Genomic DNA, 24,389 nt, shown 5'->3' with positions numbered 1-24,389 from the left:
GCACTGACCTTAACCACGGCGCTAGGAAGCTGCATCATCGAACCCCGACAGTTCAGGCGCAAGCTGCCGCTTGAACAGGAGTGACTCGTCCGCGCCCGGCGCCAGCTCCAGGATTACGTAGGGAGCTTTCTCAACCTCAGCCGGTGGCGCGGAAGTCGTCGTAACAATGAACTGAAACGGCACGCAACCATCTCGGCCAAGCTGATCCGCGGCTTCAGCCGCAGCGAGGAAGAACTCCCGATACAGACGTTCGGTGTTGTTCTTGAAGATGTCGGACCAGCGGGTCTGCTCCTTGGGAAAACGCACCACAAGGAAGCCGAGTTCATCCAAGGCGCGATCTATGGCGAGGTCTTTCTCCCGCTGAGCGTCAGTTTCGTGGTGTGGGCCGTCGATGTAGACAGCGAGATTCAGGTCGTCGTAGAAAAAGTCGGCGCAGGTTTTGGCAGAGGCGATGGTGTACTGGCCGCGATCTGGTTTACGGTAGCCATGCACGTTGACGTGGTTCAGCCACGCCTGCTCCAGCGTGCTTCCTGCGGTTCGGGCCAGTTCGGCATCGTGCTCCTGCGGCGCGCGCCCCTGTGTGCCTTGATGAGCTCGGGCCGCGGTCAGCCGGCAGAGGATGTCTAGCAGCAGCCCACCAGCGCCCTTGTCTTTGCGGTCGATGCGCGTGAACTGCTCGTACTCGCCGACCAGGTGTTCCCGAAACTGAAATACGTCCACGTCTCCTCCCTCAGTTCACTGTTCCGCAGCACTGTGGCCACGTTGCTGAACCTTGATACCTTGCTCATCGCAGTGCTTCCGGACCAGCACCTCGATGAAGTTGGCCTGCGTTCTATGTTCTTGGCTCGCGGCCATGCGAATCAGCTCTTTCAACTCGGGGGAGACCCGGAGATTCAGGGTTTCAGTCTTGCGGTCCATGGCTGTATCCACACGGTTGAGTACCGCAAATGTAACGCAGTTGCGCGCCACCGCGGCAGCATGCTCCCGCTCGAACATGCGGAAGGGGAGAAACCCGTCAGAGGCCTCAGGGGAACGCAATAGCAGGCCGGCGGCAAGTCGTAAGATCGCCGGCCTACCAAGCGCCGGTCACACTGCTGGCTCTGCAGGCAGAGCGGGAACCGTCCCCTATCGAATACCTAGACATGCAAATGCGGGGCAGCCCCTAGCTTGGTCGCCAGGCCTCCTGGGCAGCGAAAAGCCGCTGCTGCCAGCGGTACACAGCTTTTTCGGACCAGTAGACCTTGCGACCAACCCTCACCGGCGGCGGGAAGGTGTCGTCTTGCACCATGTACTCGAGAGCTCTGGCTGAAAGGTTCAACCGTTTGCAGACGGCCTTCTTGTCCAAGAGTTCGGCTGCATGCACCGGGGCAATGGTGGGGAGAGTGGGAAGAGTAGGTTTGCTCATTCCCTGTATAGCTCATTTGCAGCTCATGGCAGCACCCACGTGGTCCATGCAAAACGCCCCTCTAAACAGGGGCGTTTTGCGAGTAAAGGTCGAGCCTGCCTGCCGGCAAGCAATGCCGACCCTCCGAATCACGCAGCTCGGCGCTCGAAGTTGACCCGAACCACATTGCCGATCACAAGATTGGCGGGGCTACTGCTTTCGCCCTTACGCGCATGGTCCTCCTGATGCCAGGGAATGCCCGATTTGAGAGCCTCCTGCGCGCGACGCCGTTGACTTTGCGCGCGTGCCACGCGCCTGGCAATGGCCTGGCGCGCATCGTCAGCCTTCTTGTGCGCCTCCTGGACCACATCCATGACGTTGGAGTTCAGACCAGCAGGTGCCAAGCGATCCGGCAGCTCTTCGCCGTGCATCATGGTTGCGACCTGCTCCGCGCTTAGGTTCACGTACCTCGCAACCATGGTGAGCGTCTTGTGCCCGGTCACCACGCGCAGCTTCATGACATCGCCGTCGAACTCGCACGAGTACCGGGTCGCCGAGGTGTGGCGCAAGTCATGGAGCTGGATGTCTTCGACGCCAGCCTCTTTGCGCGCCTCGCTCCAGACCTTCTTGACGGCCTCATAACTCGTCGGAAACACCTGTTCCGCAGGCTCTGATGTCAGCCCCAGCGCTTTCACGTACTCAAGGATCGCGAGTGCGCCTGGGCCAAGCGGCACGTTGCGCTTCCCCGTCTTTCCGTCGGGGAGTTCCAGAACGCGGCGCTCCCAGTTCACGTGCTCCCAGCGCATGTGGATGAGCGGCTCGCAACTTCGCATCGCCGATTCCAGCATCAGGCACACCAAGGGGAAAACAAGCTGGTTCTGCCGACGCGCCAAGACAGGAGCAAGCCGCTGCCACTCTTCTTCCGTGAGTACACGCTCGCGGCTGTTGTCCTCGGTCAGGATGTCCAGTCCGGAAGCAGGGTTCAGCATCGGTCGGCGCCAATTCCAGACCCGCGCTGCATGCGCAAAAAGCTGACGCAGGATGGCTACTTCCAGGCGCACGGTAGACATTCCGAAGCCCTCTTCCTCCATCCGGTCGACGAATCGCTGAAGCTCATGCTTGGCGACATCGGCCATCATCGTTCGCGCCAGCTTTCGCCGCATTTCGTTCGTCGCTTTGGACTCTGCGGCCAAAGCCGCTCGATGGGCATGCAAACCGTTCGGAATTACTCGCTCCCCCTCCACGACCAGCGCTGCCGACCAGTAAACCGCTTGCGCCTTTTTACGCTTGTTCCGCTGCTTCTTGATGGGTGCTTCGCCTTTGAATGCCTCCAGATGAACGATGGGGAGCCCCAAGACCCTCAGGTAGCGATTGATTCGGCGCGCCTCCTGCGGGGCACCCTTGTGGTGCGGTAGCACCTCCAACGCATAGTCGCTCAAGGCCTGCGCCACAGAGGTACGCTGAGGCCCCGACATTGCGGGCCGGTCGGAATTCCGCGAATCGCTTGCCAAGCTGTCCATTTCTCCCTGGGCGGCTTTTTGCGTTTTGAAGCCGCTGCGGTAAATGTCTTGACCGTCAATACGCAGCCGGAACGCCCACCCGGAACCTTCTTGGTACGGCTTAGCCATGGCGCACCTCCCGGGACGACTGGACAACTCCAAGGTGACCCGCAAGATGCGCGAACGATTTCAGAACGCCCGCGATCTGCGCCCGGTCAAGTCGGCTGGCCTGGTGGCCTTGAACAGCCGCCCAGGGGGCGCGTACGCGCCCGCTTGAGGTATGGATGGTGCGAGAGAAAAGCGGGCTTGGGCCCGGGTGAGTAAGACGCAAGTTCAATCTCCAAAGAGTTGTTGGTCTTGCGTATAGGGTCGCCAGGGCCGCATGACGGTGATCTTCATCCACTTTTTCAGCGAACAGCGCATCGAAGCGCAGCCGTGCGCAGTGGGCCACCACTGGCAGTGTCAGAAACACCGTCAGAAAAGCAAAAAGCCCACCTGTTGAGGTGGGCTAAGTGCTTGATTTTATTTGGTGGCCTGGGGCGGAATCGAACCACCGACACGCGGATTTTCAATCCGCTGCTCTACCAACTGAGCTACCGGGCCTTGGGAAGCCCAGGAGTATAGCAGCTTGGCGGTGGCCCTCAGCCCAGGCCGCTGCGCTTGGCGCGGGCCAGGTCCACGCCCAGCTGCTTGAGCTTGCGGTAGAGGTGGGTGCGCTCCAGGCCGGTCTTCTCGGCCACGCGGGTCATGGAGCCGGACTCCTTGGCCAGGTGGTACTCGAAGTAGGCCTTCTCGAACTCGTCGCGCGCCTCGCGCAGCGGGCTGTCGAGGTTGAAGGTCTGCTGGGCCTGCGGGCCCATGGGCAGCGTGGGCATGAGGCCGTTGCCGTTCACCGGGGCCACCCCGTTGACGTGGTGGTGGGTCATGGCCTCTTCGACCGTGACCTCCAGGCCCACCAGGCGCGGCGGCACCAACGCGGCGCCGCCGGGCGCGGCCTTGGGCACCTTGTTCAGGCCCTGGTCCACGGCCTTGAGCAGCTTCTGCAGCGTGATCGGCTTTTCAAGGAAGGCCGAGGCGCCGATGCGCGTGGCCTCGACGGCGGTGTCGATGGTGGCGTGGCCGCTCATCATGATCACCGGCATGGTCAGCAGGCCGGTGCTGCTCCACTCCTTGAGCAGGGTCACGCCATCGGTGTCGGGCATCCAGATGTCGAGCAGCACCAGGTCGGGCCGCATCTGCTGGCGCAGCGAACGCGCCTCGGCCGCATTGGCCGCCAGTTCGACGGCGTGGCCTTCGTCGTTGAGGATTTCGGACAGCAGGTCCCGTATGCCCAGTTCGTCGTCTACGACCAGAATCGTTGCCATTGCGTGCGGAGTCCCTCGGTACCTGTTGTCAATTTGCAACTGCGAATGATAACGACACTTGCGCGCCGATGACGCGCCCTTCCGTCACGCGGTTCGACAAGTCCACGCGGCCGCCGTGTTCGTCCATGATCTTCTTGACCACGGCCAGGCCCAGGCCGGTGCCCTTGGCCTTGGTGGTGACGTAGGGCTCGAAGGCGCGTTTGAGGATGTTCTCGCCAAAACCGGGCCCGCTGTCGGACACCACCAGGCGCACCCATTGGCCGCTGTCCGAGCGGCGGGTGCGCAGCAGCACCTCGGCGCCGGCCATGCCGCCCATGGCGTCCTGGGCGTTCTGCACCAGGTTGTGGACGATCTGGCGCACCTGCTGCGCGTCGGCGCGCACCTTGGGCAGGCCGTCGGCGAGCTCGCAGCGCACGGGCACGGCGGCGTTGTCGTAGAGGCTGAGGATGTCGCGCACGGCGGCGTTGAGGTCCAGCGGCGCGAGCTGGGCCGCGGGCAGGCGGGCGTAGTCGCGGAATTCGTTGACGAGGCGCTTCATGGCCTCGACCTGGTCGCCGATGGTGCGCACCGACTTGTCGAGCAGGGCCTGTTCGGGGGGCTGCAGCTTGCCGTCCAGCTTCATGGCCAGGCGCTCGGCCGAGAGCTGGATGGGCGTGAGCGGGTTCTTGATCTCGTGCGCCAGGCGGCGCGCCACCTCGCCCCAGGCCTTGGCGCGCTGGGCCGAGACGACCTCGGACACGTCGTCGAAAACCAGCAGGCGCTGGTTGTCGGGCAGCAGGGCGCCGCGCGCGATGAGGGTGATGCCCTGCTCGAAGGGCGAACCCTCGCTCGCACTGAGCTCGAAAGATTCCTGCCAGTAGCCGCCCTCGTGCGGCGAGTCCTCGGCCAGGAAGCGCTCGAACTGCTGCAGCACGCCGCCAGCGATCTGCTCCAGGCCGGGCACCTGGTCCAGCGGCTGGCCGATGTGGGCGTTCAGCGCGGCGTGCAGGATGCGCGCCGCGCCGGGGTTGGCGCTGAGCAGGTGGCCCCGCTCGTCGAACACCAGCACGCCAGCGGTGAGGTTGTCCAGGATGGTCTGCAGGTTCTCGCGCGCGGCGTCCACCTGCTCCATGCTGTGCTGCACCGCTTCGCGCGCGTCGGACAGGTCCTGCGTCATGAGGGCGAAGGTGCGCGTGAGGCCCGCGAGCTCGTCGCGCGAGGGCAGCGCGGCCTTGGGCGCGAGGTTGCCGGCCGCCACCTCGCGCATGCCCTCGGCCAGCACGATGAGCGGACGGATCAGCTGGTTGCCCAGCAGCACCGCCAGCAGCACCGCGCCGAACACGGCCAGGAACAGCGCCAGCGTGAGCGTGCCGATGTACATGCGGCGCAGGCCGTCGCGCGCCAGCGCGCGCTCCTGGTACTCGCGGTTGGCCACCTGCACGGCCAGCGCGTCCACGATCAGCGCCGAGGGCAGGGCCGCCGAGACCTGCAGGTAGCGCGGCTCGGCGTTGACGGCGAAGCTGGGCGGGTTCACCAGCGCCAGCACCTTGATGCGCGCCTGGCCCGCGGCCAGCGCGGCGTGTAGGTCACCGCCTTCGCCCTCTTCCAGGCCCTCGACCTGCGCCAGCACGCGGTTGGCGCGCGCGTTGCGCAGGGTGGCGGGGCTGGGCCGCTCGGGCGCGAGGTCGAAGCGCGAGCTGCCCGAGCTGCCCAGGAGCTGGCCGGTGGCGCCGAACAGCACCACGTCGCTGGCGTCGAGCTGCTCGCGCACGCGGTCGAGCGCGAGCACGGCGCCGCTGTTGCTCTGGCGGGCCAGGCCGTCGGCGGCCAGGCGGGTCTTGTTCGACAGGTCGGCCACCAGTGTGTCGAGCGTGGTGCGGCCCAGGTTCAGGCCCGCGCCCAGCGCGGACTCCACGCGCACGTCGAACCAGCTTTCGATGGAGCGCGAGACGAACTGGTAGGACACCGTGTAGATGAGCAGCCCGGGCAGGATGCCCACCAGGCCGATGATGGCGGCGAGCTTGACCAGCAGCTGGCTGCCGAACTTGCCACGCTTGAGGCGCATGAACAGCCGCGCGCCCAGCCACAGGATGACCAGGCCCAGGCCCACGGCGGCGGCCACGTTGATGCCGACCAGCAGCTCGAAGTTGCGTTCGTAGAAGACGCTGTTGCGCGTGCCCAGGGTGAGCAGGAACAGCAGCACCATGCCCAGGCCGGTCATGAAGATCAGGCCGGCGACCACCGCCCAGCGGGTGGCGGCGGGCTTGCGCGAGTGGGGCGGGGTGAGGGTGTTCACGGCACGGAGGGCGTGCGGGGCGGCGGCACGGGGCTCAGCGGGACGGGGATTCGGCGGCGGGCGCCTCGCCGCCGGCCTTGGCCTCGGCGGCGGGGGACGTGGCGCGCGGCTCGGCCGGCGCGGGCAGCTCGGGCGTGGCGGCCTCGGGCACGCCCAACTCGCGCTCCAGCGCCATGGACCATTCCTCCTGGTTGCCCAGGCCGATCTGGAAGGGGCGCGGCAGCAGGCTCAGGTCGAGGCGGAAGCCGAACTCCACCAGGTGGGAGGCGCCCGGCTCCAGCTGCCCGGCGTCGGCCAGCCGCCAGCGCGAGACGCGGCCCACCGCGGCCAGGGCCTCCTCCAGGGTGTCGTGGTTCTGGTGCAGGGCGTAGGGCAGGCCGGCGCCGCCGCCGGTGCCGCCACCGGCCTCGGTGGAGATGCTGACGCGCCAGCGGCGGGTCAGCGGCTGGTAGGCCAGGCGCAGGGTGCGGGTGGCGCCGGCCACGCGCTTGTTGGTCCAGTACCAGCGTTCGCGCAGCACGTCGGCCTGCCAGACAAAGTACAACGGCACGCCCTTGATCAGGGCGTCCTGCACGGCGCCATGCGGGCTGAGCTCGAAGCGAGCGCTCAGGAACAAGCCGTCGGAGGTGCGCTGCAGGGCAAGCTGCTGCACCTGGGGCGGCTGGGCGCGGGCCAGCGCAAGGGCCAGGACGGCCAGCGCCAGCAGCAGCCAATGCCGGGGGCGAAGAAGGCCTCGGACCCGATCAGACGCCGCGGGCCTTGTCGAAGCGTGCGTAGAAAAAGCCGTCCGGTCCACCCGAGGCATTGTCGTTGAACTGCCCGGCACCCCCGGGTGTACCGGGGAACAGATGGCCGGGAGCGGCGCCTGCCCGGGCGTCGGTGTGGCGCTGAAGAAACGCCTCGGCCTGTTCGCTGCCCTCGGCGCGGAACACCGAGCAGGTGGCGTAAAGCAGGCGCCCACCGGGCCGCAACAGCGGCCACAGGGCGTCGAGCAGGGCCCGCTGGGTGCCCGCCAGGGCCGCCACGTCGCTGTCGCGGCGCAGCCAGCGCACGTCCGGGTGGCGGCGCACGATGCCCGAGGCCGTGCAGGGGGCGTCGAGCAGGATGGCGTCGAAGGGCCGGCCGTCCCACCAGTCGGCGGGGCGGGCGGCGTCGGCGTGGCGCACCTCGGCCACCAGGCCCAGGCGGTGCAGGTTGTCGCTGATGCGGGTGCAGCGCTCGGCGTCGACGTCCAGCGCCAGCAGCTCGGCATCGGCGCGTTCCAGCAGGTGGGCGGTCTTGCCGCCGGGCGCGGCGCAGGCGTCCAGCACGCGCGGGCGCGCGGCGAGCCCGTCGAGCAGCAAGGGCGCGGCCAGTTGCGCGGCCTCGTCCTGCACCGAGCAGTGACCCCCGGCGAAACCGGGGATCTGGTCGACTGGCAGCGGGCGCGCCAGCTCCAGCCCGTCCTCGCCCACGGGCCGGCTGGCCACGCCCTGGTCGGCGAGCGCGCGGGCCAGGGCCTCGCGATCGGCGCGGCGGCGGTTGACCCGCAGCGTCATGGGCCCGGGCCGGTTGTTGGCCAGCAGCAGGCGCTCCCAGTCCGCCGGGTGGTCGCGCCGCAGGCGTTCGATCCACCAGGCCGGGTGGTTCCAGCGCGCCACCGGGTCCTGGGCCAGCGGGGCCTGCAGCGAAGCGGCCTCGCGCAGGTAGCGGCGCAGGCAGGCGTTGAGGAAACCGGCCTGGCGCTGCCAGCGCTTGTCCTTCTGGGCCGCGCGCACGGCCTGGTCGACCACGGTGTGCGCGGAGTAGCTGGCGCCGGGGGCGTCGGGCACCAGCAGCAGCGCCAGCGCCACGCACATGAGCGCGCGCAGCGGCGGCGGCGGCGCGCGGTCGGCCAGGCGGGCCACCAGCGCCTCGCAGCTGCCGAGCTGGCGCAGGCTGTGAAAAGCCAGCGCCTGCACGCCCGGGCGCAGTGGCGCGGGCACGGCCGCGAGCGCGTCGCCCAGCGAGCGGCCCTGGCGCACCGCGAGCACCGCCTGGGCCGCCAGCGCGAGCTGCTCGCTGAGCGCGGGGGCCGGCAGCGACCCGCGCGGCGGTCGCGCGTGGAAGCCCGTGTTCATGCGTGCACCACGGTGGGGTCGCCCACCGGGCGCTGCGCCGGCAGGGGCAAGGGGCCCATGTGCCGACCATAGATGCGGCGCACCCGCTCGGCCAGCGGCGGGTGCGAGTCGAAGCGGCGCGCGAGCGCGCCGTGCCCGTGGCCCACCAGCAGCAGGTGCTGCAGCGAGGGGCCCACCGCGTGCGGTGGCAGGCCCTCGCGCTGCTGTGTCATGACCTTGCGCAGCACGCCGCCCAGGCCGTCGCGGCTGCGCGTCCACTGCACGGCGCGCGCGTCGGCCAGGTACTCGCGCTGGCGCGACACCGCCGCCTGCAGCGCATGGCCCGCGACCCAGCCGAGCCAGCCCACGCCCATGAGGCACAGGCCCATCAGCGCGCCCATGAAGCGGCGGCCGTCCTCGCCCGGTTCGGCCAGGCGCTGGCCCAGGCGATAGACCATCTCCAGCCCGAACACCATGCCCGCCAGCCGCAGGTTCAGGCGCGTGTCGCCTTCCCCGATGTGGCCCAGTTCATGCGCGACCAGGCCTTGCAGCTCCTCCCGCGTGAGGTGGTCGAGCGCGCCCTGGGTGACGGCCACCACCGCGTCCTGCGGCGTCCAGCCGGTGGCGAAGGCGTTGATGGCCTGGTCGCGCGCCACCACCATGGCGGTGGGGCGCGGCAGGCCCGAGGCGATGGACAGCTCGTCGACGATGTTGACGAAGCGCTGCTCGTCGAGTTGGCCCGAGGGCCGCGCCGCGCGCGCGCCCATGCGCTCGGCCAGCCGCACGCCCCCCTGGTGTTTCAACTGCGAGGTTTCGAGCCACCAGCCGCCCAGCACGAAGAGCAGGGTCACGCCGGTGTTCACGGCCCAGAAGTGGCGCGGGAAGTACCACCCGCCCGTCAGCCAGAGCGGCCCCGACAGCAGCCAGCCCACGGCGAGGGCCGCGTTGACGGCCAGCACCAGCAACAGCACGGTGAGGCCGAAGGCCACCACCAGGCGCCGGCTTTGGGCCCGCGCGTCGCGCTGGGAGTCAATAAAACGCATGGCTGTCGGGTGAGGATGCTGGCGCGCCCCGGTCGAACCGAGTGGTACCACGGAACCGGCTCTGCCGGGCCGTTGGTGCCGCCCCCGTGAAGGGGGTCGCGCGAAGCGCGGTGGGGGTGAGCTTCAGAACCGCACCTTGACCGGCTCGCGCTCGGCCTCGCTGGTGGTCGCTTCCAGCATGGCCTGGGGCTGGAAGTTGAACAGGCGCGCGACGATGAGCGTGGGGAACTGCTGCGCGGCGTCGTTGAAGTCGTTGGCCTGGTCGTTGTAGGCCTGGCGCGCGAAGCCGATGCGGTTCTCGGTGCTGGCCAGCTCTTCGCTGAGCTCGCGCATGTTCTGGTCGGCCTTGAGCTCGGGGTAGTTCTCCACCACCGCCATGAGGCGGCCAAGCGCGCCACCCAGCAGTTGCTCCGCGCCCGACAGGGTGCCCATGACGCCCGGCGCCAGCGGCGCGCTGGCGGCGGCCTGCTCGGCGCTGCGCGCCTGATTGCGCGCGGCGATCACGGCCTCCAGCGTCTGCGCCTCGTGCTCGAGGTACTTGCGGGCCACTTCAACCAGGTTGGGGATCAGGTCGTGCCGGCGCTTGAGCTGCACGTCGATCTGCGCGAACGCATTGGCGATGCCGTTGCGCAGGCGCACGAGCCGGTTGTAGGCCCCGACCGCCCAGAAGAACACCACCAGCGCCACCAGCAGCAGCACCCATTGCAGAACACCCATTGTGTGTTTCCTCCTCGCTCACCCGTGATTCGCGGGCGGGGGACTATAGCGCGCGGGGTATGCGCGCCCAAAGAAAAAGCCCCCGGCCTGTCGACCGGGGGCTTGTCGGCGGTGACGGGCGTCGGACCGCTTACTCGGCGGACTCGCCAGCCGCCGCGTCGGCCTGGTCGGCCGCCAGCGACAGGGCGTCGGCCTCGGCGATGGCGCGGCGCTCTTCGTCGTCCATCTTCTCCTTGACCTTGCGCGCCTCGTGGTAGGCCATGCCGGTGCCCGCGGGGATCAGGCGGCCGACGATGACGTTCTCCTTGAGGCCACGCAGCTCGTCGCGCTTGCCCATGATGGCCGCTTCGGTCAGCACGCGCGTGGTCTCCTGGAAGGAGGCCGCGGAGATGAACGAGTCGGTCGACAGCGAGGCCTTGGTGATACCGAGCAGCACGTTGCTGTAGGTCGCGGGGATCTTGCCGTCGGCGCGCAGGGCGTCGTTGGTGTTGAGGATCTCCGAGCGCTCCACCTGCTCGCCGCCGATGTAGGACGAATCGCCGGGGTTCTCGACCACGACGCGGCGCAGCATCTGGCGAACGATCACCTCGATGTGCTTGTCGTTGATCTTCACGCCCTGCAGTCGGTAGACGTCCTGCACCTCATCGACGATGTAGCGCGCGAGCTCTTCCATGCCCAGCAGGCGCAGGATGTCCTGCGGGTCGGCCGGGCCGTCGACGATGCTCTCGCCCTTGTTGACCACCTGGCCTTCGTGCACCAGGATGTTCTTCTCTTTCGGGATGAGCTCTTCCCAGACCTTGCCCTCGGGGTCGGTGATCTGCAGGCGGATCTTGCCCTTGGTCTCCTTGCCGAAGGACACGGTACCGGTCATCTCGGCGAGGATGCCGGCGTCCTTGGGCGAACGCGCCTCGAACAGCTCGGCCACGCGCGGCAGACCACCCGTGATGTCGCGGGTCTTCTGGCCTTCGACCGGGATGCGGGCCAGCACCTCGCCGGGGCCCACGTCCTGGCCATCGCGCACCTGGATCAGGGCGCCGACCTGGAAGCCGATGGTCACGGCGTGGTCGGTGCCGGGGATCTTCACCTCGCTGCCGGACGCGTCGATCAGCTTGACCTGCGGGCGCACCACTTTCGTGGCGCCGCGGCGCTTGGGATCGATCACCACCAGCGTGGACAGACCGGTCACGTCGTCGACCTGCTTGGCGACCGTGAGGCCCTCTTCCACGTTTTCGAACTTCACCGTGCCGGCGAATTCCGTGATGATGGGTCGGGTCAGCGGGTCCCAGTTGGCCAGGATGGTGCCGGCCTTGATCTGCTGGTCGGGCTTGATCGCCAGGATGGCGCCGTAGGGCACCTTGTGGCGCTCGCGCTCGCGGCCGTGTTCGTCCTGGATGATGATCTCGCCCGAACGCGCGATCACCACCAGCTCGCCCTTGGAGTTGGTCACGTAGCGCATGGTGGCGTTGAAGCCGATCACGCCGCTGGACTTGGCTTCCACGCTGGAGGCCACCGCCGCGCGCGAGGCCGCACCGCCGATGTGGAAGGTGCGCATGGTCAGCTGCGTGCCGGGCTCGCCGATCGACTGCGCGGCGATCACGCCCACCGCCTCACCGATGTTGGCCAGGCCACCGCGGCCGAGGTCGCGGCCGTAGCACTTGGCGCACAGGCCGTAGCGGGTCTCGCAGGTGAGCGCGGTGCGCACCTTGACCTCGTCGACGCCGGCGGCCTCGAGCAGGTCGAGGGTGTCCTCATCGAGCATTTCGCCCGCGGGCACGAGCTGCTGGCGCGTCTCGGGATGGATCACTTCCTCGGCCGTGGTGCGGCCCAGGATGCGGTCGCGCAGCGACTCGATGACCTCGCCGCCCTCGACGATGGCGCGCATCAGCGTGCCGTTGGAGGTGCCGCAGTCCTGGTGGGTGACCACCAGGTCCTGCGTCACGTCCACCAGGCGGCGCGTCAGGTAACCCGAGTTCGCGGTCTTCAGCGCCGTGTCGGCCAGGCCCTTGCGGGCGCCGTGCGTGGAGATGAAGTACTGCAGCACGTTGAGGCCTTCACGGAAGTTCGCCGTGATGGGGGTCTCGATGATGGAGCCGTCGGGCTTGGCCATCAGGCCGCGCATGCCGGCCAGCTGGCGGATCTGCGCCGCGGAACCGCGGGCGCCCGAGTCGGCCATCATGTAGATGGAGTTGAACGACTCCTGGTCCACTTCCTTGCCGCTGCGGTCCGTGGTCTTCTGCTTGGCCAGCTGGGCCATCATGACCTTGGAGATCTCGTCACCGGCCTTGCCCCAGATGTCGACCACCTTGTTGTAGCGCTCGCCGGCGGTCACCAGACCGGAGGCGTACTGCTGGGCGATCTCCTTCACCTCGGACTCGGCGCGCTCGATGATGCCGCTCTTCTCCTTGGGCACCAGCATGTCGTCGACGGCGATCGAGATGCCCGCGCGCGTGGCCAGGCGGAAGCCGTTCTGCAGCAGCTTGTCGGCGAAGACCACGGTCTCCTTCAGGCCGCACTTGCGGAAGCTCGCGTTGATGAGGCGCGAGATTTCCTTCTTCTTGAGCGGCTTGTCCAGCACCGAGAAGGGCAGGCCCTTGGGCAGGATCTCGGACAGCAGCGCGCGGCCCACGGTGGTGTCGACCAGCTTGAGGCCCGCGACGAACTCGCCGCTGGCCTTGTCCTTGGTCCACTCGACCAGGCGCACGCTCACGCGCGCGGTGAGTTCCACCACGCCGTTGTCCAGCGCGCGCTGCAGCTCGGGCAGGTCCGCGAAGATCATGCCTTCGCCCTTGCCGTTGATCTTCTCGCGCGTGGCGTAGTACAGGCCCAGCACCACGTCCTGCGAGGGCACGATGGAGGGTTCGCCGTTGGCCGGGAACAGCACGTTGTTGGAGGCCAGCATCAGGGTGCGGGCTTCCAGCTGGGCTTCCACGGACAGCGGCACGTGAACGGCCATCTGGTCACCGTCGAAGTCGGCGTTGAAGGCCGCGCAGACCAGCGGGTGCAGCTGGATCGCCTTGCCCTCGATCAGGATGGGCTCGAAGGCCTGGATGCCCAGGCGGTGCAGCGTGGGCGCGCGGTTCAGCAGAACCGGGTGCTCCTTGATGACCTCTTCGAGGATGTCCCACACCACGGGGGTGCCGGCTTCCACTTCCTTCTTCGCGGCCTTGATGGTGGTCGCGATGCCCATGGCTTCCAGGCGCGAGAAGATGAAGGGCTTGAACAGCTCCAGCGCCATCAGCTTGGGCAGGCCGCACTGGTGCAGCTTGAGCGTCGGGCCCACCACGATGACCGAACGGCCCGAGTAGTCGACGCGCTTGCCCAGCAGGTTCTGGCGGAAGCGGCCGCTCTTGCCCTTGATCATGTCGGCCAGGGACTTGAGCGCGCGCTTGTTGGCGCCCGTCATGGCCTTGCCACGGCGGCCGTTGTCCAGCAGGCTGTCCACGGCTTCCTGCAGCATGCGCTTCTCGTTGCGCGCGATGATCTCGGGCGCCTTGAGTTCGAGCAGGCGCTTTAGGCGGCTGTTGCGGTTGATGACGCGGCGGTACAGGTCGTTGAGATCGGAGGTCGCGAAGCGGCCGCCGTCCAGCGGCACCAGCGGACGCAGGTCCGGCGGCAGCACGGGCAGCACGTCGAGCACCATCCACTCGGGCTTGATGCCCGAGCGCTTGAAGGCCTCGAGCACCTTCAGGCGCTTGGCGTTCTTCTTGATCTTGAGCTCCGAGCCGGTCAGGTCGTTGCGCAGCTTCTCGATCTCGATGTCGAGGTCGATGTTCTCCAGCAGCTCCTTGATGCCCTCGGCGCCCATCTTGGCGACGAACTCGTCACCGTACTCCTTGCGCTTGGCGTCGAAGTCGTCCTCGGACATGATGCCGAACTTCTTCAGCGGGGTCATGCCGGGGTCGGTCACCACGTAGGCCTCGAAGTACAGCACGCGCTCGATGTCGCGCAGCGTCATGTCGAGCACCAGGCCCAGGCGCGACGGCAGCGACTTCAGGAACCAGATGTGCGCGCAGGGCGCGGCCAGGTCGATGTGGCCCATGCGCTCGCGGCGCACCTTGGTCTGGGTCACTTCGACGCCGCACTTCTCGCAGATCACGCCACGGTGCTTCAGGCGCTTGTACTTGCCGCACAGGCACTCGTAGTCCTTGATGGGGCCGAAGATCTTGGCGCAGAACAGGCCGTCGCGTTCCGGCTTGAAGGTGCGGTAGTTGATGGTCTCGGGCTTCTTGACTTCACCGAAGGACCAGGAGCGGATTTTTTCCGGCGAGGCCAGGCCGATGCGGATGGCATCGAAATGCTCGTCGGGCGTGAACTGCTTGAACAGGTCGAGCAAGGATTTCATGTGAGCTTTCCTTTACTTCTGTGGATCACGAACGCTCGAGTTCGATATCGATACCGAGCGAACGGATCTCTTTGACCAGCACGTTGAACGACTCGGGCATGCCCGCGTCGATGGTGTGCTCGCCCTTGACGATGGACTCGTACACCTTGGTGCGGCCCTGCACGTCGTCGGACTTGACGGTGAGCATCTCCTGCAGGATGTAGGACGCGCCGTAAGCTTCCAGCGCCCAGACCTCCATCTCGCCGAAACGCTGGCCACCGAACTGCGCCTTGCCGCCCAGCGGCTGCTGGGTGACGAGCGAGTACGGGCCGGTGGAACGGGCGTGCATCTTGTCGTCGACCAAGTGGTGCAGCTTGAGGAAGTGCATGTAGCCCACGGTGGTCTTGCGCTCGAAGGCGTCGCCGGTGCGGCCGTCGTAGAGCTGCGCCTGGGTGCGCGTCTCGGTCAGGCCCTTGATCGCGGCGATGTCGTCCGGGTAGGCCAGCTTCAGCATGGCGCGGATCTCGTCTTCCGAGGCACCGTCGAACACGGGCGACGCGAAGGGCACGCCGTGCTGCAGGTTCTGCGCCATCTCGATGACCTCGGCGTCGGACAGGTCGGCAAAGTCTTCCTTCTTGCCCATGGTGTTGAAGATGGACTCGAGGGTCTGGCGCACCTCCGCCACCTTGGCTTCGCGCTGCAGCATGTCGCCGATGCGCTGGCCCAGGCCCTTGGCGGCCCAGCCCAGGTGCACTTCCAGCACCTGGCCCACGTTCATGCGCGACGGCACGCCCAGCGGGTTGAGCACCACGTCGGCGGGGGTGCCGTCGGCCATGTGCGGCATGTCTTCCACGGGCACGATCTTCGAGACCACGCCCTTGTTGCCGTGGCGGCCGGCCATCTTGTCGCCGGGCTGCAGGCGGCGCTTGACGGCCAGGTAGACCTTGACCATCTTGAGCACGCCGGCGGGCAGCTCGTCGCCCTGCGTGAGCTTCTTGCGCTTCTCTTCGAACGCGAGGTCGAAGCTGTGGCGCGTCTGCTCCATCGAGTTCTTGATCGACTCGAGCTGCGCGGCCACGTTGTCGTCCGCGGGGCGGATGTCGAACCAGTGGTACTTCTCGACGTCGGCCAGGTAGGCCTTGTCGATGGTCGTGCCCTTGGCCAGCTTCTTCGGGCCGCCGTTGGCGACCTTGCCCACCAGCAGCTTCTCGATGCGGTCGAAGGCGTCGGCCTCGACGATGCGCAACTGGTCGTTCAGGTCGAGGCGGAAGCGCTTGAGCTCGTCGTCGATGATCTGCTGGGCGCGCTTGTCGCGCTGGATGCCTTCGCGGGTGAAGACCTGCACGTCGATCACCGTGCCCTGCGAGCCCTGCTCGACGCGCAGCGAGGTGTCCTTCACGTCGGAGGCCTTCTCGCCGAAGATCGCGCGCAGCAGCTTCTCTTCGGGCGTGAGCGTGGTCTCGCCCTTGGGCGTGACCTTGCCGACCAGCACGTCGCCGGGCAGCACCTCGGCGCCCACGTAGATGATGCCGGACTCGTCCAGGCGGTTGAGCTGCTGCTCGGCCAGGTTCGGAATGTCGCGGGTGATTTCCTCGGCGCCCAGCTTGGTGTCGCGCGCCATCACCACCAGCTCCTCGATGTGGATGCTGGTGTAGCGGTCGTCGGCCACCACGCGTTCGCTGATGAGGATCGAGTCCTCGAAGTTGTAGCCGTTCCAGGGCATGAAGGCGATCAGCATGTTCTGGCCGATCGAGATTTCGCCGAGGTCGGTGGACGCGCCGTCCGCGATCACGTCACCCTTGGCCAGCTTGTCGCCCTTCTTGACGATGGGGCGCTGGTGGATGTTGGTGTTCTGGTTGGAACGCTGGTACTTGATGAGGTTGTAGATGTCCACGCCCACTTCGCCGGCCACCGCTTCCTCGTCGTTGACGCGGATCACGATGCGGGTGGCGTCGACGTAGTCGACCACGCCACCGCGGGTGGCCGTCACCACCGTGCCGGAGTCGACCGCGGCCACGCGCTCGATGCCGGTGCCCACGAAGGGCTTCTCGGGGCGCAGCACGGGCACGGCCTGACGAGACATGTTGGCGCCCATCAGCGCGCGGTTGGCGTCGTCGTGCTCCAGGAAGGGCACCAGCGACGCGGCCACCGACACGATCTGCGCCGGCGACACGTCCATGTACTGGATGGTGTCGGGGCCGGTCAGGATGGATTCGCCCTTCTCGCGCGCGGAGACCAGCTCGCCCACCAGGCGACCGTCCTTGTCGAGCGCGGCGTTGGCCTGGGCGATGACGTACTTGCCTTCCTCGATGGCGGACAGGTAGTCGATCTGGTTCGTGACCTGGCCGTCCACCACGCGGCGGTACGGCGTCTCGATGAAGCCGTACTCGTTGAGGCGGGCGTACAGGGCCAGCGAGTTGATCAGGCCAATGTTCGGGCCTTCCGGCGTTTCGATCGGGCAGACGCGGCCGTAGTGCGTGACGTGCACGTCGCGCACCTCGAAGCCGGCGCGCTCGCGCGTCAGACCGCCCGGGCCCAGGGCCGAGACGCGGCGCTTGTGCGTGATCTCGGCCAGCGGGTTGGTCTGGTCCATGAACTGCGACAGCTGCGAGGCACCGAAAAACTCCTTGAGCGCCGCGGAGATCGGCTTGGAGTTGATCAGGTCGTGCGGCATCAGCGGCTCTTGCTCGGCCTGGCCCAGACGCTCCTTCACCGCCTTCTCGATGCGGGCGAGGCCGGTGCGGTACTGGTTCTCGGCCAGTTCACCGACGCAGCGCACGCGGCGGTTGCCCAGGTGGTCGATGTCGTCGACTTCGCCACGCCCGTTGCGCAGGTCCACCAGGATCTTGACCACGGCCAGGATGTCGTCGTTGGACAGCACCATGGGGCCGGTGGCCTCGTCGCGGCCCACGCGGGCGTTGAACTTCATGCGGCCCACGCGCGAGAGGTCGTAGGTGTCCGGGTTGTAGAACAGGCGGTGGAACAGGGCCTGCACCGCGTCCTCCGTCGGCGGCTCGCCGGGGCGCATCATGCGGTAGATGGCCACGCGCGCGGCGAACTCGTCGGCGGTCTCGTCGATGCGCAGGGTCTGGCTGATGTAGGCGCCCTGGTCCAGCTCGTTGGTGTAGATGCAGGCCAGTTCCTGGATGGCGGCGGCGCGCAGCTTCTTGAGCAGGGCTTCGGTGATTTCCTCGTTGGCCTTGGCGATGATCTCGCCGCTGTCCGGGTCAACGATGTTCTTGGCCACCACGCGACCGATGAGGAAGTCCTCGGGCACGCTCACGTGCGTGGTGCCCGACTGCTCCAGCTCGCGCGTGTGGCGCGCGGTGATGCGCTTGTCCTTGGCCACCACCACCTTGCCCGACTTGTCGGTGATGTCGAAGCGCGCCACTTCGCCGCGCAGGCGCTCGGGCACGAAGGCCATCTGCGCACCGCTGTCCATGATGCGGAAGTGGTCGTTGACGAAGAAGTTCGCCAGGATGGTCTCCGGCGTCAGGCCGATGGCCTTGAGCAGGATCGTGACCGGCATCTTGCGGCGACGGTCGACGCGGAAGAACAGCACGTCCTTCGGGTCGAATTCGAAGTCCAGCCAGGAGCCGCGGTAGGGAATGATGCGGGCCGAGAACAGCAGCTTGCCCGAGCTGTGCGTCTTGCCCTTGTCGTGTTCGAAGAAGACACCCGGCGAGCGGTGCAGCTGCGAGACGATCACGCGCTCCGTGCCGTTGATGATGAAGGAGCCCTTGTCGGTCATGAGCGGCACTTCGCCCATGTAGACCTCTTGCTCCTTCACTTCCTTGACCACCTTGGACTGCGGCGTGGAGGACTCGCGGTCGTAGATGATGAGCTGCACGCGGGCGCGCACGGCGGAGGCGAAGGTCAGGCCGCGCGTCTGGCATTCGCGCACGTCGAACGCGGGCTTGGCCAGGTTGTATTCCACGAACTTCATCTCGACGAAACCGTTGTGCGAGACGATCGGGAAGGCGGCGGTGAATGCGGCCTGAAGGCCTTCGGTGGTGCGCTGCTTGGGGATCACATCCGCCTGCAGGAAGGCGGTGTAGGCATCCTTCTGCATCTGCAGCAGATAAGGGATGGCGAGCACGTTCTCGCGCGTGCCGAAACTTTTTCGGATGCGCTTGCGTTCGGTGTATGAGTACTTCGATGCCATGAGATCTCCGGGCTTGAGGTCTTGGCGACTGTCGGTCAGCGGCGCGCTGCGCTGACGAGCTTGGTGGCTGGCCTCTACCAACCGATGGCGGACGGCCCGCGCGTTGCACGCGGGCCCGAACCAAGTGGTCTTCTGCAGTCGGGTTCAGAAAACACTTGAAAACCAGTTTCGGGCTGGTTTTCAGGTGCGCTCTGAAAGCGCAAAAGGCAGGCTATGCACCTGCCTGTGTAAATCGGATGCGGGCCGCAGCGAGCGACCCGAGGTCGGTGCGAGGAGCGCAACCGTACTGAGGTACGGTGAGCACCGGAGCGCCGAAATCGGGTTGCGCGGTAGGCCCGGGCCGATTTACTTGAGCTCGGCCTTCGCGCCGGCTTCCACCAGCTTCTTCACGGCGGCTTCGGCGTCGGCCTTGGCGATGCCTTCCTTCACGTTCTTCGGCGCGCCGTCGACCAGGTCTTTGGCTTCCTTCAGACCCAGGCCGGTGATTTCGCGCACGGCCTTGATCACGGCAACCTTGTTGGCACCGGCTTCGGCCAGCACCACGTTGAACTCGGTCTTCTCTTCCGCGGCGGCGGCGGCGCCACCACCCGCGCCACCGGCGGCCGGGGCGGCCATGGCGGCGGCGCTCACGCCGAACTTCTCTTCGATGGCTTTCACCAGGTCGTTGAGTTCCATGACGGACATGCTGTCCAGGGCCGTCAGAAATGCGTCTTTATCGAATGCCATTTGAATTTCCAATCAATCGGTTGATGTTTGCGGGAAGCTGCGGCCGTCAGGCGGCAGCCGTTTCGCCTTCGCCTTTTTTCTTGGCCAGCGCGCCGAGCACCACCGCGGTGCGCGAGATCGGCGACTTGAGCAGGCCACAAAGCTGCGCGAGCAGGACCTCTTTCGAGGGGATGCTGGCGAGCTGCTTCACACCGTCGACGTCCAGGGCTTTGCCCGCGTAGACACCGCCGCGGATGACCAGCTTGTCGTTGGTCTTCGCGAAATCGGCCACCACTTTCGCGGCGGCCACGGGGTCTTCGGAGAAGCCGTAGACGAGCGGGCCGGCCATCTGCTCGGCCACCACCTCGAACGGGCTGCCGGCGACCGCACGGCGGGCCAGGGTGTTTTTCAACACACTCAGGCTCACGCCGCTGTTGCGGGCGCTCACGCGCAGCTTGTCCATGGAAGCGACCGTGATGCCGCGGTACTCCGCCATCACGAGGGTTTGAGCTTTGGCGGCGAGGCCGGTCACTTCGGTGATGACCGCTTCTTTCTCACTGCGATTCAGACTCAAGGTTCACTCCTTCTATGTGCGGGGGTGTCACCACCCGCCACACGCCTCATTGCAGCGATCAACCGTTGCAGGACACTCTCGAATCCTTCAGCGGCGGGATCGCCATCTGCGTTGGCCTTGTCGATTAAGCCGGCCCACGAGGGCCGGCGCCAACGGTCTTGGATGGCTTCGCGGAGCACCCGAAGGCGCGCCGCAAACCCACCACACCCAGGCGCCCGAGGGCGCCCGAATTCATCACGCCGAGATGGTCTGGGTGTCCACGCGGACACCGACACCCATCGTCGACGACACAGCCACCTTGCGCAGGTAGATGCCCTTGCTGGTGGCCGGCTTGGCCTTGTTCAGCGCGTCGAGCAGCGCCACCAGGTTGCCCTGGAGCTTCTCGGCGTCGAACGAGCGGCGGCCGATCGTGCCGTGCACGATGCCGGCCTTGTCGACGCGGAACTGCACCTGGCCGGCCTTGGCGTTCTTCACCGCGGTGGCCACGTCGGGCGTCACGGTGCCGACCTTGGGGTTGGGCATCAGACCGCGCGGGCCGAGCACCTGACCCAGGGTACCCACGATGCGCATGGCATCGGGGGAGGCGATCACGACGTCGAAGTTCATGTTGCCGGCCTTGATGTCGGCCGCCAGGTCGTCCATGCCGACGATGTCGGCACCGGCGGCCTTGGCCTCTTCGGCCTTGGCGCCCTGGGCGAACACCGCCACGCGCTTGGTCTTGCCAGTGCCGTTGGGCATCACGACGGCGCCACGCACCACCTGGTCGGACTTCTTCGCGTCCACGCCGAGCTGGATCGCCACGTCGATGGACTCATCGAACTTGGCGGTGGCGGCTTCCTTGACGATCTTCAGCGCGTCGGCCAGCGGGTACAGCTTGGTGCTGTCGACCTTGCCTTCGAGCGCTTTCTGTTTTTTGGTGAGCTTGGCCATTTACACGCCCTCCACGATCACGCCCATCGAACGGGCAGAACCGGCGATGGTCTTGACGGCTGCGTCCAGATCGGCGGCGGTCATGTCCTTCATCTTGGTCTTGGCGATTTCCTCGAGCTGGGCCCGGGTGATCTTGCCGACCTTGTTCTTGTTGGGCACCGAGGAGCCCTTGTCGAGCTTGATGGCCTTCTTGATCAAGGTGGTCGCCGGCGGCGTCTTGATGATGAAGGTGAAGCTCTTGTCCGCGAACGCGGTGATCACCACCGGCAGCGGCAGGCCCGGCTCCACACCCTGGGTCTGAGCGTTGAACGCCTTGCAGAACTCCATGATGTTGAGGCCGCGCTGACCCAGCGCCGGACCGATCGGGGGGGAGGGGTTGGCCTTACCAGCTGGCACTTGCAGCTTGATGAAGCCGACGATTTTCTTCGCCATTTTTCAGCTCCTGCGAGTGCAAACGGTGGGTTTCAAGCCACCTCCTCGCGGTTGGGACCCGGTAAAGACAAGGGCGCAGGTGTCGGGCCGACCCACCTGCGCCTGGATAGCGTCAGGTCTTCTCGACCTGGCTGAATTCGAGCTCGACGGGCGTGGCGCGACCGAAGATGGTCACCGACACGCGCATCTTGTTCTTCTCGTAGTTGACTTCTTCGACCGTGCCGTTGAAGTCGGTGAACGGGCCTTCCTTGACGCGCACGTACTCGCCGACGACGAACTCCACCTTGTGGCGGGGCTTGTCGGTGCCTTCCTGCATCTGGCTGACGATCTTCTGGACGTCTTCTTCGGAAATGGCCACCGGGCGGTTCTTGGCGCCACCGACGAAGCCCGTCACCTTGTTGGTGTGCTTGATCAGGTGCCAGGTGTCGTCGTCCATCACCATTTCCACCAGCACGTAGCCGGGGAAGAACTTGCGCTCGGTGGTGCGCTTCTGGCCGTTCTTGACCTCGACCACCTCTTCGGTCGGCACCAGAATGCGGCCGAACTTGCTCTGCATGCCGGCGCGGTTGATGCGTTCGATGATGTTGCGCTCGGCCGCCTTTTCCATGCCCGAGTAGGCGTGCACGACGTACCAGCGCATGCCTTCGGCGGGCGCCAGCGTGGCCAGGGGGCTGTGTTCTTCGGTCATCGCTTATTTCCTCCAGCCCAGGATCAGGTCGTAGAAGACCCACTCCAGGGTCTTGTCCGTCAGCCACAGGAACAGGGCCATCACCACCACGAAGGCGAAGACGTAGGCCGTCATCTGCATGGCCTCCTTGCGGGCGGGCCAGACGACCTTCTTGACTTCCTTCCACGAATCGCGGCCAAAGGCGATGAGCTGGCGACCCGACTCGGACGCCACAAACACCCCGACGGCCGCCGCCAGCGCCACCAGCAGGGCGCCCCACTGCGCCAACGCGCCACGGCCCGTAAGCAGGTAGAAGGCCACGAAGCCGACGACCACGAGCGCAACAACCAAGGCCAGCTTGGCCTTGTCGGCGCCGGAGTGAACGGTTTGAACGTCGGAGGAAGCCATGTGGACTAAGACTAAGGTTTTCAAACAGCGCATCTCGCGCCACCGGGGCATGAGACACGCAAGCCCACCAGAGGTCTTGACGACTTCGGTGGGCTTGTGGCGCACGAGACAGAGAGCGCTATCGGGCTCTTTCGGTTCCTGTCAGGTGGCAGGGGCAGAGGGAATCGAACCCCCAACCTTCGGTTTTGGAGACCGACGCTCTGCCAATTGAGCTATACCCCTACGTTGCTTTCTCTGTCCGGGCGAACCCGAACCGATTATTCGATGATCTTGGCCACGACGCCGGCGCCGACGGTGCGGCCGCCTTCGCGGATGGCAAAGCGCAGGCCTTCTTCCATGGCGATGGGCGCGATCAGCTTGACGGTGATCGACACGTTGTCGCCGGGCATGACCATCTCCTTGTCCTTGGGCAGCTCGATGGAGCCCGTGACGTCGGTCGTGCGGAAGTAGAACTGCGGACGGTAGTTGTTGAAGAACGGCGTGTGACGGCCGCCCTCGTCCTTGCTCAGCACGTACACCTCACCGGTGAAGTGCGTGTGCGGCTTGATCGAGCCGGGCTTGCACAGCACCTGGCCGCGCTGCACTTCCTCGCGCTTGGTGCCGCGCAGCAGGATACCCACGTTGTCGCCCGCCTGGCCCTGGTCCAGCAGCTTGCGGAACATCTCCACGCCCGTGCAGGTGGTCTTTTGCGTGGCCGAGATGCCCACGATCTCGATTTCCTCGCCAACCTTGACCACACCACGCTCGATACGGCCGGTCACCACCGTGCCGCGGCCCGAGATGGAGAACACATCTTCGACCGGCATCAGGAAGGCGCCGTCCACCGCGCGCTCGGGCGTGGGGATGTAGCTGTCCAGCGCCTCGGCCAGGCGCATGATGGCCTGCTCGCCCAGATCGCCCTTGTCGCCCTCGAGCGCCAGCTTGGCCGAGCCCTTGATGATGGGCGTGTCGTCGCCAGGGAAGTCGTACTTGCTCAGCAGCTCGCGCACTTCCATCTCCACCAGCTCGAGCAGCTCGGCGTCGTCGACCATGTCGCACTTGTTCAGGAAGACGATGATGTAGGGCACGCCCACCTGGCGCGCCAACAGGATGTGCTCGCGCGTCTGGGGCATCGGGCCGTCCGCGGCCGAGCACACCAGAATGGCGCCGTCCATCTGGGCCGCACCCGTGATCATGTTCTTGACGTAGTCGGCGTGGCCCGGGCAGTCAACGTGCGCGTAGTGGCGATTGGCCGTCTCGTACTCGACGTGCGCGGTGTTGATCGTGATGCCGCGCGCCTTTTCTTCCGGAGCCGCGTCGATCTGGTCGTAGGCCTTGGCCGCGCCGCCGAACTTGCTCGCCAGCACCGTCGTGATCGCCGCCGTCAGCGTCGTCTTGCCGTGGTCCACGTGCCCGATCGTGCCAACGTTCACGTGCGGCTTGGTCCGCTCGAATTTTTCCTTAGCCATTTCTTCAGCTCCAAAAACGAAATTGCCGAAACACCCAATCAAGCAACTGGTGCCCATGGCGGGAATCGGACCCGCGACCTCTCCCTTACCAAGGGAGTGCTCTACCACTGAGCCACATGGGCCAAGGCGCCGGCGGCAAGGCCGTCGCCTGGAATACTTTTACCCACCACCGACAGGACATGGAGCGGGAGACGGGAATCGAACCCGCGTCATCAGCTTGGAAGGCTGGGGTTCTACCATTGAACTACTCCCGCCCGGGCTGGCATGCCACATCGGTCGCGCTTTGGTGGAGGAGGCTGGATTCGAACCAGCGTAGGCGTAAGCCAACAGATTTACAGTCTGCCCCCTTTAGCCACTCGGGCACCCCTCCGTAGCGCAG

At 66.5% G+C, this 24,389-nt stretch carries 18 protein-coding genes and 5 tRNA genes; all 23 read right to left on the bottom strand.

The genetic code is table 11. The annotated features are described in order from the left end of the window. Positions 1 to 21: 21 nt before the first annotated feature. Positions 22 to 720, bottom strand: coding sequence for a DUF559 domain-containing protein (locus JNX00_RS02025; protein WP_204743926.1), 699 nt, complete (start codon positions 718 to 720; stop codon positions 22 to 24). A gap of 15 nt (positions 721 to 735) precedes the next feature. After that, positions 736 to 918: a DUF1778 domain-containing protein gene (locus tag JNX00_RS02020; RefSeq protein WP_204743925.1), complete on the bottom strand. Its 183-nt coding sequence runs from the start codon at positions 916 to 918 to the stop codon at positions 736 to 738. Positions 919 to 1,533: 615 nt separating this feature from the next. Next, the gene (locus JNX00_RS02015) at positions 1,534 to 3,012 is read right to left on the bottom strand and encodes a site-specific integrase (RefSeq protein ID WP_204743924.1); all 1,479 of its coding nucleotides are present in this window, start codon (positions 3,010 to 3,012) and stop codon (positions 1,534 to 1,536) included. A 398-nt stretch (positions 3,013 to 3,410) separates the two neighbouring features. Continuing rightward, positions 3,411 to 3,486, bottom strand: a tRNA-Phe gene (locus JNX00_RS02010). A gap of 38 nt (positions 3,487 to 3,524) precedes the next feature. After that, the gene (locus JNX00_RS02005) at positions 3,525 to 4,247 is read right to left on the bottom strand and encodes a response regulator (RefSeq protein WP_204743923.1); all 723 of its coding nucleotides are present in this window, start codon (positions 4,245 to 4,247) and stop codon (positions 3,525 to 3,527) included. A 28-nt stretch (positions 4,248 to 4,275) separates the two neighbouring features. Then, entirely contained in the window at positions 4,276 to 6,522 is a 2,247-nt protein-coding gene (locus JNX00_RS02000) for an ATP-binding protein (protein WP_070400489.1), read from the bottom strand. 34 nt (positions 6,523 to 6,556) lie between these two features. Beyond that, complete coding sequence (locus JNX00_RS01995; protein ID WP_070400490.1) at positions 6,557 to 7,174, bottom strand: DUF4390 domain-containing protein; 618 nt, start codon at positions 7,172 to 7,174, stop codon at positions 6,557 to 6,559. Between the two features lie 91 nt (positions 7,175 to 7,265). After that, positions 7,266 to 8,621: a 16S rRNA (cytosine(967)-C(5))-methyltransferase RsmB gene (gene rsmB / locus JNX00_RS01990; RefSeq protein ID WP_204743922.1), complete on the bottom strand. Its 1,356-nt coding sequence runs from the start codon at positions 8,619 to 8,621 to the stop codon at positions 7,266 to 7,268. After that, entirely contained in the window at positions 8,618 to 9,643 is a 1,026-nt protein-coding gene (locus JNX00_RS01985; RefSeq protein ID WP_204743921.1) for a M48 family metalloprotease, read from the bottom strand. Before JNX00_RS01985 ends, rsmB begins: the two co-directional genes overlap by 4 nt. Before the next feature lie 123 nt (positions 9,644 to 9,766). Continuing rightward, positions 9,767 to 10,360: a LemA family protein gene (locus JNX00_RS01980; RefSeq protein ID WP_204743920.1), complete on the bottom strand. Its 594-nt coding sequence runs from the start codon at positions 10,358 to 10,360 to the stop codon at positions 9,767 to 9,769. Between the two features lie 130 nt (positions 10,361 to 10,490). Beyond that, the gene (rpoC, locus tag JNX00_RS01975) at positions 10,491 to 14,702 is read right to left on the bottom strand and encodes a DNA-directed RNA polymerase subunit beta' (protein WP_070400494.1); all 4,212 of its coding nucleotides are present in this window, start codon (positions 14,700 to 14,702) and stop codon (positions 10,491 to 10,493) included. Between the two features lie 25 nt (positions 14,703 to 14,727). Beyond that, positions 14,728 to 18,846: a DNA-directed RNA polymerase subunit beta gene (rpoB, locus tag JNX00_RS01970; protein WP_070400495.1), complete on the bottom strand. Its 4,119-nt coding sequence runs from the start codon at positions 18,844 to 18,846 to the stop codon at positions 14,728 to 14,730. Between the two features lie 345 nt (positions 18,847 to 19,191). Further along, on the bottom strand, positions 19,192 to 19,572 hold the full coding sequence (gene rplL / locus JNX00_RS01965) for a 50S ribosomal protein L7/L12 (protein WP_070400496.1): 381 nt from the start codon (positions 19,570 to 19,572) through the stop codon (positions 19,192 to 19,194). A gap of 46 nt (positions 19,573 to 19,618) precedes the next feature. Then, on the bottom strand, positions 19,619 to 20,125 hold the full coding sequence (rplJ, locus tag JNX00_RS01960; RefSeq protein WP_070400497.1) for a 50S ribosomal protein L10: 507 nt from the start codon (positions 20,123 to 20,125) through the stop codon (positions 19,619 to 19,621). Between the two features lie 234 nt (positions 20,126 to 20,359). After that, a complete protein-coding gene (gene rplA / locus JNX00_RS01955) occupies positions 20,360 to 21,055 on the bottom strand; it encodes a 50S ribosomal protein L1 (protein WP_070400498.1) in 696 nt (231 codons plus the stop codon). Further along, positions 21,056 to 21,487 (bottom strand): 50S ribosomal protein L11, encoded by a 432-nt coding sequence (gene rplK, locus JNX00_RS01950; RefSeq protein WP_070400499.1) that lies wholly within the window; start codon positions 21,485 to 21,487, stop codon positions 21,056 to 21,058. 112 nt (positions 21,488 to 21,599) lie between these two features. After that, positions 21,600 to 22,175 (bottom strand): transcription termination/antitermination protein NusG, encoded by a 576-nt coding sequence (gene nusG, locus JNX00_RS01945; RefSeq protein WP_070400500.1) that lies wholly within the window; start codon positions 22,173 to 22,175, stop codon positions 21,600 to 21,602. Between the two features lie 3 nt (positions 22,176 to 22,178). Beyond that, positions 22,179 to 22,562: a preprotein translocase subunit SecE gene (gene secE, locus JNX00_RS01940; RefSeq protein ID WP_204743919.1), complete on the bottom strand. Its 384-nt coding sequence runs from the start codon at positions 22,560 to 22,562 to the stop codon at positions 22,179 to 22,181. A gap of 146 nt (positions 22,563 to 22,708) precedes the next feature. Further along, a tRNA-Trp gene (locus JNX00_RS01935) sits at positions 22,709 to 22,784 on the bottom strand. A gap of 35 nt (positions 22,785 to 22,819) precedes the next feature. Further along, a complete protein-coding gene (gene tuf / locus JNX00_RS01930) occupies positions 22,820 to 24,010 on the bottom strand; it encodes an elongation factor Tu (protein ID WP_204743597.1) in 1,191 nt (396 codons plus the stop codon). A 47-nt stretch (positions 24,011 to 24,057) separates the two neighbouring features. Next, positions 24,058 to 24,132 (bottom strand) — tRNA-Thr (locus tag JNX00_RS01925). A 58-nt stretch (positions 24,133 to 24,190) separates the two neighbouring features. Further along, a tRNA-Gly gene (locus tag JNX00_RS01920) sits at positions 24,191 to 24,264 on the bottom strand. Positions 24,265 to 24,294: 30 nt separating this feature from the next. Beyond that, positions 24,295 to 24,380, bottom strand: a tRNA-Tyr gene (locus JNX00_RS01915). Between the last annotated feature and the right edge of the window lie 9 nt (positions 24,381 to 24,389).

Origin of the sequence: Hydrogenophaga sp. YM1 (assembly GCF_016903055.1) — a bacterium.
Lineage (GTDB): Bacteria > Pseudomonadota > Gammaproteobacteria > Burkholderiales > Burkholderiaceae_C > Hydrogenophaga > Hydrogenophaga borbori.
This window is presented reverse-complemented; position numbering and strand designations above follow the sequence as displayed.

Coding starts and splice junctions, on each gene's coding strand:
- secE (WP_204743919.1), bottom strand. CDS start 22,562: ATGGCTTCCTCCGACGTTCAAACCGTTCACTCCGGCGCCGACAAGGCC.
- JNX00_RS01980 (WP_204743920.1), bottom strand. CDS start 10,360: ATGGGTGTTCTGCAATGGGTGCTGCTGCTGGTGGCGCTGGTGGTGTTC.
- rpoC (WP_070400494.1), bottom strand. CDS start 14,702: ATGAAATCCTTGCTCGACCTGTTCAAGCAGTTCACGCCCGACGAGCAT.
- rplA (WP_070400498.1), bottom strand. CDS start 21,055: ATGGCCAAGCTCACCAAAAAACAGAAAGCGCTCGAAGGCAAGGTCGAC.
- rplK (WP_070400499.1), bottom strand. CDS start 21,487: ATGGCGAAGAAAATCGTCGGCTTCATCAAGCTGCAAGTGCCAGCTGGT.
- tuf (WP_204743597.1), bottom strand. CDS start 24,010: ATGGCTAAGGAAAAATTCGAGCGGACCAAGCCGCACGTGAACGTTGGC.
- rpoB (WP_070400495.1), bottom strand. CDS start 18,846: ATGGCATCGAAGTACTCATACACCGAACGCAAGCGCATCCGAAAAAGT.
- JNX00_RS02005 (WP_204743923.1), bottom strand. CDS start 4,247: ATGGCAACGATTCTGGTCGTAGACGACGAACTGGGCATACGGGACCTG.
- rplL (WP_070400496.1), bottom strand. CDS start 19,572: ATGGCATTCGATAAAGACGCATTTCTGACGGCCCTGGACAGCATGTCC.
- nusG (WP_070400500.1), bottom strand. CDS start 22,175: ATGACCGAAGAACACAGCCCCCTGGCCACGCTGGCGCCCGCCGAAGGC.
- JNX00_RS02015 (WP_204743924.1), bottom strand. CDS start 3,012: ATGGCTAAGCCGTACCAAGAAGGTTCCGGGTGGGCGTTCCGGCTGCGT.
- rsmB (WP_204743922.1), bottom strand. CDS start 8,621: ATGAACACGGGCTTCCACGCGCGACCGCCGCGCGGGTCGCTGCCGGCC.
- JNX00_RS01985 (WP_204743921.1), bottom strand. CDS start 9,643: ATGCGTTTTATTGACTCCCAGCGCGACGCGCGGGCCCAAAGCCGGCGC.
- JNX00_RS02020 (WP_204743925.1), bottom strand. CDS start 918: ATGGACCGCAAGACTGAAACCCTGAATCTCCGGGTCTCCCCCGAGTTG.